Source organism: Streptomyces sp. XY431 (assembly GCF_001279805.1).
GTDB classification, from domain to species: Bacteria; Actinomycetota; Actinomycetes; order Streptomycetales; family Streptomycetaceae; genus Kitasatospora; species Kitasatospora purpeofusca.
On record NZ_LGDO01000147.1, the window covers coordinates 1 to 9,815 of the forward strand.

A 9,815-nucleotide genomic window follows, 5' to 3' on the forward strand; every position below is an offset into this window, starting at 1 on the left:
GGGCCCGCCATGAGAATCAAGAGGTGCACCAGCCGATGGGCCGAGCAGAACTCCCGGGTGTCGGAAAGGTCAGACCGCCGCGCGGACCATGTCCGCCTGCGGACCCTTCTGCCCCTGAGAGATCTCGAACTCGACCCGCTGGCCCTCCTCAAGGGTGCGGTAGCCGTCCATCTGGATCGCGCTGTAGTGGACGAAGACGTCCGCACCACCGTCGACCGCGATGAAGCCGTAACCCTTCTCCGCGTTGAACCACTTGACGGTGCCCTGAGCCATTCCGAACTCCCCTAGTGCTGTGCTGGCCCTTCACGCGCCCGCAGGTCTGCGGGCCCGGGTCTGGTTGGAGGCCGGCCCGGGGAACCCCCCCTGGGCACAGCCGCGCACGCCACAATCCTCCCGATGACGCCGAACGGCATCCGGCGAACGGGCGATTGCGTCGACCGCGGCTGAATGTATCCGGATCGACGCCCTCTGCAACAGGGTCAATGGCGGGGAATTCACCCGCGGCACCGTCGGACAGGACGGGCGCAATCGGGAGAAAGTCCTGCATTCTCCGCCGGACATAGCGGACGTATTACCCGAAATCCCCGCCAGAATTCTGACACCGGCCTGACATGTATCCAGGTCCCGGGTCCGCCCCGGCTCTCGCCGGACGGGAGCCGGCGGTGGTGGCGGTGCGGTGGATTCGTTCCCGGACCAGGGCTACGGGCGCGCCCTGTTCCCGGTCCAGCGACACTTTACTCCGCCCGGGACCGAAGATATTCCCGCCAAAATACGCGCGGCCGTCCGCGGCACGGAATTCCGTGCCGCGGACGGCCGTGGACGACGCGCCCGCCCCGGGGGGAACGGACCGCCCGCGGATCACCCGCCGGCGACCGCCGGGATGATCGAAATGTTCGCGCCGTCCTTGATCTCCGTCTCCAGGCCCTCGGCGAACCGCACGTCGTCGTCGTTCACATAGACATTGACGAAACGGCGCAGCTTGCCGGTGTCGTCGAGGATCCGCGCGGCGATCCCGGCGTGGTTGCGCTCCAGGTCGGCGATCACCTCGCCCAGCGTGGCGCCCTCGGCGGGCACCTCGCTGACGCCGCCGGTGTAGGTGCGCAGGATGGTCGGGATGCGGACGTTGGCGCTCATGGGGGGTCTCCTCGGTTTCGGGCGCTGAGCCGGTCGATCAGGGGGGCGGGATCAGGCGGAGGCCAGGCCGGCGCCCCGGAAGGCGTCCAGGGTCGGCCGGATGACGGCGGTCATGCCCGCCTCGGAGACCGCGTCGAGGGTCTTCAGCCCGTCACCGGTGTTGATGGCGACGGTCTCCTTCGACGGGTCCAGCTGCCCGGTCTCGATCAGCTTCTTGAGCACGCCGACGGTCACGCCGCCCGCGGTCTCCGCGAAGACGCCCTCGGTCCGGGCCAGCAGCCGGATCGCCGCCACGACCTCCTCGTCCGTGACGTCCTCCACCGCGCCGCCGGTGCGCCGGGCGATGTCCAGCACGTACGGGCCGTCGGCCGGGTTGCCGATCGCCAGCGACTTGGCGATGGTGTCCGGCTTGACCGGCCGGATCACGTCGTGGCCGGCCTTGAAGGCCGCCGAGACCGGCGAGCAGCCCGCCGCCTGGGCACCGAAGATCCGGTACGGCCGGTCCTCGACCAGGCCCAGCTTGATCAGCTCCTGCAGCCCCTTGTCGATCTTGGTGAGCTGGGAGCCCGAAGCGACCGGGATCACGATCTGCTCCGGCAGCCGCCAGCCGAGCTGCTCGCAGATCTCGTAGGCGAGCGTCTTGGAGCCCTCGCCGTAGTACGGCCGCAGATTGACGTTGACGAAGCCCCAGCCCTCGCCGGCCGGGTCGCCGATCAGCTCCGAGCAGAACCGGTTCACATCGTCGTAGTTGCCCTCGATGCCGACCAGCTCGCCGCCGTACACCCCGGCCATCACGACCTTGCCCTGCTCCAGGTCGTGCGGGATGAACACGCAGGACCGGAAGCCCGCCCGGGCCGCCGCCGCGCCGACCGCGCCGGCCAGGTTGCCGGTCGACGAGCAGGACAGCGTGGTGTAGCCGAACACGCGGGCCGCCTCGATGGCGCAGGCCACCACGCGGTCCTTGAAGGAGTGGGTCGGGTTCCCGGAGTCGTCCTTGATGTGCAGCTGACCGGTGAAGCCGAGCTCGCGGCCCAGGTTGTCCGCCTTCACCAGCGGGGTCCACCCCGGGTTGAGGTTCGGCTTGGTCGCCACGTCGGCCGGGACGGGCAGCAGCGGCGCGTAGCGCCAGATCGACGCCGGACCGGCCTCGATCCGCTTGCGCAGCTCCTCGGCGCCCTCGCTGCCGAAGTCGTAGGAGATCTCCAGCGGACCGAAGCACTCCAGACAGGCGAAGCTGGGACCGAGCGGGAACCGGGTGCCGCACTCGCGACAGGACAGCGCGGTGGCGGGGCCGAGGTCGACGGTGACGGGTGCGGCGGTGTCGATAGCCATGATGGGCGGAGGCCTCTCTCCTCATCTTCCCCGTGACGCGGTCGCGCCCGGGCCGGAATTGGCACCTGTCCCGCCGGGGCGTGAAGCCGACCGTGCGAGAAGGTTGCCGGGACGTCAACGGGCCGTTCCCTCAGTCCCTCTGGATGAGCTCTGTGAAGTTGTGGGTTGTGCTCAGCGGCGACCCCGGCGTGCGAAGGTCCGATCGCTGTACGAAGACTGTATCCGAAGGCATCGGTCCCGAACCCGACCGTCCGCCACGCGAGATGACCCGTCCCAACCGATCCCGTCGAGGAGAGCACCGTGCCCGCCGAACCGACCCCCGCGCTCCTCCCCGAGACCGCGTCCTGGCTGCGCCGGCGCTCGTGGACCGCGGCCGACCGACCGGTTCACACGCTCCCGGCCGCCAAGCGCGCCCTCGGTCCGGCGGGCACCGTCAGCGTCGTGCTGCCCGCCCTGGACGAGGAGGCCACCGTCGGCGAGATCGTCCGGGTCATCCGGCGGGAACTGATGGAACGACTGCCGCTGGTGGACGAGCTGGTGGTGGTCGACTCCGGTTCCGTCGACGCCACCGCCGAGGTCGCCGCCGAGGCCGGTGCCACCGTCGTCCACCGGGACGCCATCCTGCCCCGGCTGCCCGCCGCCCCCGGCAAGGGCGAGGTGCTGTGGCGTTCGCTGCTGGCCACCCGCGGCGAGATCGTCTGCTTCGTGGACGCCGACCTGCGCGAGTTCGACCCCGCCCTGGTCTCCGGCATCATCGGCCCGCTGCTCACCGAGCCGGACATCCACCTGGTCAAGGCGATGTACGACCGGCCGCTGGAGACCGACGGCGCGGTGGTGCCGGCCGGCGGCGGCCGGGTCACCGAACTGGTCGCCCGTCCGCTGCTCAATCTGCACTGGCCGGAACTCGCCGGTTTCGTCCAGCCGCTCGGCGGCGAGTACGCGGCCCGCCGCTCACTGCTCGAACGGCTGCCCTTCCCCACCGGCTACGGCGTCGAGCTCGGCCTGCTCGTCGACGCGCTGGAGACGGCCGGACTGGACGCGCTCGCCCAGGTGGACGTCGGCATCCGCCACCACCGGCACCAGGACGCCCAGGCACTCGGCCGGATGGCGGCCACCATCTACCGCACCGCACTGGAGCGGCTGGACCGCACCCACCGGCTGAAGGCCTCCGCCGACCTGGTCCGCCCACTGCTCACCCAGTTCACCCGCGACCCGCTGACCCGCGCCTTCACCGCCCACACCCACCCGGTCACCGCGACCGAGCGGCCGCCGATGCACACCGTGCCCGAGTACGCCACCCGACACTGAGGACCCGTCCCGCGGGTTTGCCGCCCCGGAGCCCCGGCAACCAACCAACCATGGGTGATCTCACGACCGAGCGTTCGAATCCGACCGGCGCCGCCCCCGTCCTGGTGGCGTCCAACCGGGGGCCGGTGTCCTTCGGCACCGCGGACGACGGCACACTGACCCTCCGCAGAGGCGGCGGCGGACTGGTCTCCGGACTCTCCGCGATCGACGACCCGGACGCCGTCTGGGTCTGCGCCGCCCTCTCCGACGCCGACCGCCGGGCCGCCCGCGAGGCCCCGGACGGCCGGCTCGACCGGGCCGGCCACGACGTCGGCGGCCAGGCCGTCCGGATGCTCGGCATCGACCCGGAGACCTTCGCCCGCGCCTACAACGGCATCGCCAACTCGACCCTCTGGTTCGTCCACCACCTGCTCTGGAACACCCCGACCGCCCCCGTCTTCGACGCCGGCTTCCGCACCGAGTGGGCGGCCTACACCGCGTACAACACGGCCTTCGCCGAGGCCCTCGCCGCCGAGGCCGCCCCCGGCGCCGCCGTCCTGGTGCAGGACTACCACCTCTCGCTCGTCCCGGCGCTGCTCCGCGCCGCCCGCCCCGATCTGCGGATCGGCCACTTCTCGCACACCCCCTGGGCGCCGCCCGAGTACCTGCGGCTGCTGCCCGACGACATCGCCGAGGCCGTCCTCACCGGCATCCTCGGCGCCGACCGGGCGGGCTTCCTGACCCGCCGCTGGGCGCTCGCCTTCGCCGACTGCTGCGAGCGGTACCTCGACGCGGAGGTCGACCGCGAGGCGCTCACCGTGACGTACGCGGGCCGCACCACCGCCCTCGGCGTCCACGGCCTCGGCGCCGACGCCGACTTCCTGCGCGAGCGGGCCCACCGGCCGGACGTCGACGAGCGGCTCGCCACCCTGCGTGCGACCGTCGGCGACCGCCGCACCGTCGTCCGGGTCGACCGCACCGAGCTGAGCAAGAACATCGTCCGCGGCTTCCTGGCCTACCGGCACCTGCTGCGCACCCGCCCGGAGTGGCACGACCGGGTGGTCCACATCGCCTTCGCCTACCCGTCCCGCACCGACCTCGCCGAGTACCGGGCCTACACCGACCAGGTGCGGGCGCTCGCCGCGGAGATCGAGGCGGAGTTCGGCACCCCGGACTGGCGGCCGCTGGTCCTCCACGTCGACGACGACTTCCCGCGCTCGCTGGCCGCCTACCGGCTGGCCGACGTGGCCCTGGTCAACCCGATCCGGGACGGCATGAACCTCGTCGCCAAGGAGGTCCCGGTGGTCTCCGACCAGGGGTGCGCGCTCGTGCTCTCCCGGGAGGCCGGCGCGCACGCCGAACTCGGCCAGGACGCGCTGAGCGTCAACCCCTACGACATCGTGGCCACCGCCGAGGCGCTGCACGCCGGGCTCACCATGCCGGCCGAGGAGCGGGCCGACCGCTGCAAGCGGCTGGCCGCCGCCGCGACGGCGCTGCCGCCGCAGCAGTGGTTCCTGGACCAGCTCAACGCCCTGCGGCCGGGCGGCTGAGCTCCTCCTCCAGCGCGACCAGCAGTTCCACCACGCCGGCCGGGCCCGGGACCACCAGGTCCGCCCGGTCGGCGAGCTCGCGCACCGGCGCGTCCCCCACCGCGCCGCTGCACACCAGCAGCCCGGCCAGGCCCTCCGGGCGCAGCCCCTCCACCGCCGCGAAGGCCGGCACGTCCCCCAGGTCGTCGCCCGCGTAGAGCACCGAACGTGCCCCGCGCTCGCGCAGCAGCCCGGTCAGCGCCGCCCCCTTGTCCACCCCCGGCGGCCGCAGCTCCAGCACCAGCCGGCCCGGCTCCACCACCAGCCCGTGCTCGGCCGCCAGCCGCTCCATCGGCGCTCGCAGCAGCTCGAACGCGGCCGCCGGTTCGGCCGTCCGCCGGGTGTGCACGGCCACCGAGCGGCCCTTGTCCTCCACCCAGGTGCCCTCGGGCGCGCCGAGCGCCGCCAGCCGCTCCGCCAGCTCCGCCCGCACCGCGGCCACGCCCGGGTGCGGCGGCGGCGCGGTCAGCCGGCCGTCCTCCCAGCGCTCCGCGCCGTAGTGGCCGAGCACCACCACCCCGTCGATCCCGGCCAGCCCGCCGTACTCCACCGCCAGGGCGGCCGGCCGGCCGGTCACCACCGCGACCGCGCCGACCAGCGGCGCCAGCGCGCGCAGCGCGGGTGCCGCGCCGGGGTCCGCCCTGGCCCGGTCCGGGTCGGGGACGATCGGGGCGAGCGTCCCGTCGAAGTCGAGGGCGATCACGGCGTCACGGGGCGCGGCGAGCAGCGCTGCCAGCCCCGCGCGCCCGGCATCCGTCAGCGGTCGCGTCATGTCGGAAAGGCCCATGCCCGGCACCGTACCCAGCCCGGGCGGGGGCCACCCGTCGGGCGGGGGCGGCGCCTCAGCGGGCCGCCCGGCGGGCGTCGCGGACCCGGCGCAGCCGGTTGACCAGCACCGGGGCGTGCGCCAGCGCCTCCGGCCGGTCCAGCAGCCCGTTCAACAGCTGGTAGTACCGGGTGCTGGAGAGCCCCAGCTCCTCCCGGACGGCCCGCTCCTTGGCCCCGGCCGTCCGCCAGCTCCGGGCCTCCAGCGCCAGCACGGCCCGGTCCCTGGCGTCCAGCCCGGCCGGAGCGGCCGGGCCGGTCTGCTGCTCCGACCCGTCCTGCTGCCCCGCCCCGCCCTGCTGCCCCGGACCGTCCGTCCGCTCCGGTTCCGGCCGCGCCGCTTCCTCGTCCGCGCCCATCCGGGCCCACCTCCGCCCATCACTACGGAGTGTCATTCTCCCCCGCGGACCCGACACACCCTGCCCGCTGCGCCGCCCCGGTCCGCCGACTAGCGTCGCCCCCATGACCAGCATCCCGACCGCCGCCTTCGCCCTGCACGTCCCGACCGCCGAGCTCGAACCCGACCCGCTCGACCCGGCGCAGATCGTCTCCGGCACCCCCGAGGTGTCCGGCCTGGTGCTCTCCGAGTCCGCCTCCGGCGAGTCGGGCATCTGGCAGATCACCCCGGGCGTGGTCACCGACACCGAGGCGGCGGAGGTCTTCGTGGTGCTGAGCGGCCGGGCCACCGTCGTGGTCGACGGCGGCCCGGTGCTGGAGCTCGGCCCGGGTGTCGCCGGGGTGTTCCAGGAGGGCGACCGCACCACCTGGACCGTCCTGGAGACGCTCCGCAAGGTCTACACGATCACCTACTGACCACCTGCCGACCACCTACCGGCACCGACGCCGGTCGGCCGGGCCCGGGTCACTTGCGGATCCGGGCCGCCTCCTTCACCGCCGCCTGCTGGAGGTCCTCCAGCACCGGCTTGGGCTCGGCGGTCGCCGCCGCCCCGATGCCGGTCTTGATCCGGTTGGAGACCTCGGCCCAGGCCGGGTCGCCGAAGGGGTAGAAGCTCGCGTTGCCGAGCCCGGCCGCGAACTGCTTGAGGTCCGCGTGCTTCGGATCCGCGGTCATCGTGTCGAACGCGTCCTGGGTGACCGGCAGCAGGTTGTAGGTCTCGTCGAACTTGAGCTGGTTCTCCTTGGTGTAGACGAAGGAGAGGAAGCGGCGGATCTCGTTCTTGTGCCCGTTGGCCTTGAACGCCATCATCCAGTCGGCCACCCCGAGGCTGCCGGTCTTCGCCAGGCCGTCCTTCTTGGGGATCGGGGCCGTACCGAAGTCGATCTTGCCGTTGGTGGCCATCCGCAGCAGCGTCGGGTGGCCGTTGAGCATCGCCACCTTGCCGGCCGCGAAGTCGCTGTACACCGGGGTGCGGTTCATCTTCCCGGGCTCGGGGTACGTCAGGCCGGTGGCGACCAGGTTGCTCCGCAGCCAGCTGAAGGTGGCCTGGTTCTTGTCGCTGTCGATGGTGTAGTTGCCGACGTCGTCGGAGAGGCTGCCGCCGCCGCTCAGCGTCCAGAGCATCGACTCGGCCGGCGCCTCCTCGGGCCCCAGCGGCAGCCCGTACGGGGTGACGCCCGGGACCTTGGCCTTGATCTTCTCGGCGGCCGCCTTGAGCTCGTTCCAGGTGGTCGGCGGCTGGGCGATGCCGGCCTTCTGGAAGATCGCCTTGTTGTAGAAGAGCACCCGGGAGGAGGAGACGAACGGGATGCCGTACTGCGTACCGAGCACCTGCCCGGCGTGCGAGAACGACTCCATGATGTTGGCCTGGGTCTCCAGCGAGAGCACGTCCGAGGCGTTGTACAGCCGGTCCGCGGCGGCCTGGTCGGCGAAGCCGCCGGTCTGCAGCAGGTCGGGGGACTTGCCGCTCCTGACCAGCTCGTCGACCCGCTTGCCGATGTCGGTCCAGCTCGCCACCTCGACGTCCACCTTGATGCCCGGGTTGGCGGCCTCGAAGCGGCGGGCGACGTCGTCCCAGTACAGCTTGGAGCTGGTGTCCGCGCTCTCGCCGTAGTCGGCTGCCACCAGCCGGAGGGTGACCGGACCGTCGTCCTGGCCGCCGCAGCCGGTGAGCACGAGGGCTCCGGCCAGGGCGCCTGCCATCGCGACGCCGAACAACCGGGTGGGGACCTGGGCGCGCCTGTCCAACGCGGGTACCGCCTTCGGGGGGATCCTGCTGAGGGGAAACGGACCGGATCGGGGGAGATCCGGCCGGGGGGAGGCCGCAAGGGTGCCAAACCGGGCATGCGGTGGTCCAGACCTCAGGCCCCCGAGCGCCGGGTAGTTATCGAAGTGCGGGATTTGTTGCACACCGCGCAACAAAATCCGCGAATCCGACCTCTTGAACGCCCTTCCGCGCCCTGTCGCGCCGTGCCGCGCCCTCCCGGCGACCCGCCCGGCGGCCCGCGCAAAGTGCCGCATCCCGCACACTTCTGCGACAAAGCTCACCCCTTTGGACCAGACCAATGCGACAACTGGACTAGACCTCTTAGACCGGACCGGGGGAAACTGTCCCCCGTGAAGCACGTCATCGCACTCGATGTTGGCGGCACCGGCATGAAAGCCGCGTTGCTCGCCCAGGACGGCTCCGTGCTGTTCGAAGCACGACGCCCGACCGGGCGGGAACACGGCACGGACGCCGTGGTCGCCGCCATCCTCGACTTCGCCGCCGATCTGGCGGACGAGGGCCGCGCCCGCTTCGGCGTCGCGCCCCTGGCGGCGGGAGTCGCCGTCCCGGGGACGATCGACGAACAGCGGGGCATCGCGGTCTTCTCCGCCAACCTCGGCTGGCGCGACCTGCCCCTGCGCACCCTGCTGGGCGGGCGGCTGGCCGGCCCGGGCGGTGCGATGCCGGTCGCCCTCGGCCACGACGTGCGCTCCGGCGGTCTCGCCGAGGGCCGGCTCGGGGCCGGCCGGGGCGTCGACCGCTTCCTCTTCGTCGCCCTCGGCACCGGTATCGCCGGCGCCATCGGCATCGACGGCCGGATCGAGGCCGGCGCCCACGGCTACGGCGGCGAGATCGGCCACGTGGTGGTCCGCCCCGGCGGCCCCGCCTGCGGCTGCGGCGCCCGGGGCTGCCTGGAGACCCTCGCCTCCGCCTCCGCCGTCTCCCGCGCCTGGGCCGAGGCCGTGGGCGACCCCGACGCCGACGCGGCATCCTGCGCCGTCGCGGTGGACGCCGGGGACCCGCGCGCGGTCGCGGTCTGGCAGCGCGCGGTGGACGCCTTGGCCGACGGCATCGTGCTCGCCCAGAGCCTGCTCGACCCGTCCCGGGTGATCGTCGGCGGCGGGCTGGCCGAGGCCGGGGACACCCTCTTCACCCCCCTGCGGGCGGCGGTCACCGAGCGGCTGACTTTCCAGATGCCCCCCGAGGTCGTACCCGCCATGCTCAAAGACACCGCCGCGTCGCTGGGCGCCGGCCTGCTCGCCTGGGATCTGCTCTCCATGGAGGTGACCGCGTGACCGCGGACCGACTCGCACTGTCCGGCGCCCGGCTGGTCCTGCCCGGCGGCGTGGTCGAGGGCGACCGTCTCGCCGTCGAGGGCGAGCGGATCGCCGGCCTCGGCGGTACCGCCACGCCCGGCGACCTCGACCTGACCGGGTACACCGTCGTGCCCGGCTTCGTCGACCTGCACGTCCACGGCGGCGGC

10 protein-coding genes, 1 pseudogene and 1 riboswitch are annotated in these 9,815 nt (G+C 73.1%); of the genes and pseudogenes, 5 read left to right on the forward strand and 6 right to left on the reverse strand.

Annotated features, from left to right (window positions below; all coding sequences use genetic code 11):
- Positions 1-69: 69 nt before the first annotated feature.
- The 3 genes from ADK60_RS17500 to thrC form a co-directional block, all read right to left on the reverse strand.
- Positions 70-273: a cold-shock protein gene (locus ADK60_RS17500; protein ID WP_030289665.1), complete on the reverse strand. Its 204-nt coding sequence runs from the start codon at positions 271-273 to the stop codon at positions 70-72.
- A gap of 585 nt (positions 274-858) precedes the next feature.
- Positions 859-1,134 (reverse strand): ubiquitin-like small modifier protein 1, encoded by a 276-nt coding sequence (locus ADK60_RS17505; RefSeq protein WP_030393672.1) that lies wholly within the window; start codon positions 1,132-1,134, stop codon positions 859-861.
- Between the two features lie 51 nt (positions 1,135-1,185).
- Positions 1,186-2,466 (reverse strand): threonine synthase, encoded by a 1,281-nt coding sequence (thrC, locus tag ADK60_RS17510; protein WP_045939552.1) that lies wholly within the window; start codon positions 2,464-2,466, stop codon positions 1,186-1,188.
- Positions 2,467-2,484: 18 nt separating this feature from the next.
- A riboswitch (SAM riboswitch) is annotated at positions 2,485-2,616 on the reverse strand.
- Between the two features lie 150 nt (positions 2,617-2,766).
- Here thrC and ADK60_RS17515 point away from each other — a divergent pair.
- Together ADK60_RS17515 and ADK60_RS17520 are read left to right on the forward strand one after the other, a co-directional pair.
- Positions 2,767-3,774, forward strand: coding sequence for a glucosyl-3-phosphoglycerate synthase (locus tag ADK60_RS17515; protein WP_053647096.1), 1,008 nt, complete (start codon positions 2,767-2,769; stop codon positions 3,772-3,774).
- A gap of 50 nt (positions 3,775-3,824) precedes the next feature.
- Complete coding sequence (locus ADK60_RS17520; protein WP_045939550.1) at positions 3,825-5,303, forward strand: alpha,alpha-trehalose-phosphate synthase (UDP-forming); 1,479 nt, start codon at positions 3,825-3,827, stop codon at positions 5,301-5,303.
- Here the strand turns inward: ADK60_RS17520 and otsB are convergent.
- Together otsB and ADK60_RS41950 are read right to left on the reverse strand one after the other, a co-directional pair.
- Positions 5,278-6,129 carry a trehalose-phosphatase gene (otsB, locus tag ADK60_RS17525; protein WP_045939549.1) on the reverse strand — a complete coding sequence of 284 codons (852 nt, stop codon included), beginning with the start codon at positions 6,127-6,129 and terminating at the stop codon, positions 5,278-5,280. The genes ADK60_RS17520 and otsB overlap by 26 nt on opposite strands.
- 55 nt (positions 6,130-6,184) lie before the next feature.
- Positions 6,185-6,526: a DUF3263 domain-containing protein gene (locus ADK60_RS41950; protein ID WP_079008457.1), complete on the reverse strand. Its 342-nt coding sequence runs from the start codon at positions 6,524-6,526 to the stop codon at positions 6,185-6,187.
- 103 nt (positions 6,527-6,629) lie between these two features.
- On the opposite strand from ADK60_RS41950, the gene ADK60_RS17535 reads away from it, so the two are divergent.
- Positions 6,630-6,980 carry a cupin domain-containing protein gene (locus tag ADK60_RS17535; RefSeq protein ID WP_053647098.1) on the forward strand — a complete coding sequence of 117 codons (351 nt, stop codon included), beginning with the start codon at positions 6,630-6,632 and terminating at the stop codon, positions 6,978-6,980.
- 49 nt (positions 6,981-7,029) lie between these two features.
- Here ADK60_RS17535 and ADK60_RS17540 read toward each other — a convergent pair whose 3' ends face one another.
- Positions 7,030-8,313, reverse strand: a complete 1,284-nt coding sequence (locus ADK60_RS17540) for an extracellular solute-binding protein (RefSeq protein WP_234325938.1) — start codon at positions 8,311-8,313, stop codon at positions 7,030-7,032.
- A gap of 369 nt (positions 8,314-8,682) precedes the next feature.
- On the opposite strand from ADK60_RS17540, the gene ADK60_RS17545 reads away from it, so the two are divergent.
- Together ADK60_RS17545 and ADK60_RS17550 are read left to right on the forward strand one after the other, a co-directional pair.
- Positions 8,683-9,627, forward strand: coding sequence for an ROK family protein (locus tag ADK60_RS17545; RefSeq protein WP_053647100.1), 945 nt, complete (start codon positions 8,683-8,685; stop codon positions 9,625-9,627).
- Positions 9,624-9,815, forward strand: a pseudogene (locus tag ADK60_RS17550) (N-acetylglucosamine-6-phosphate deacetylase); the annotation flags it as partial. The gene ADK60_RS17545 and the pseudogene ADK60_RS17550, both read left to right, overlap by 4 nt.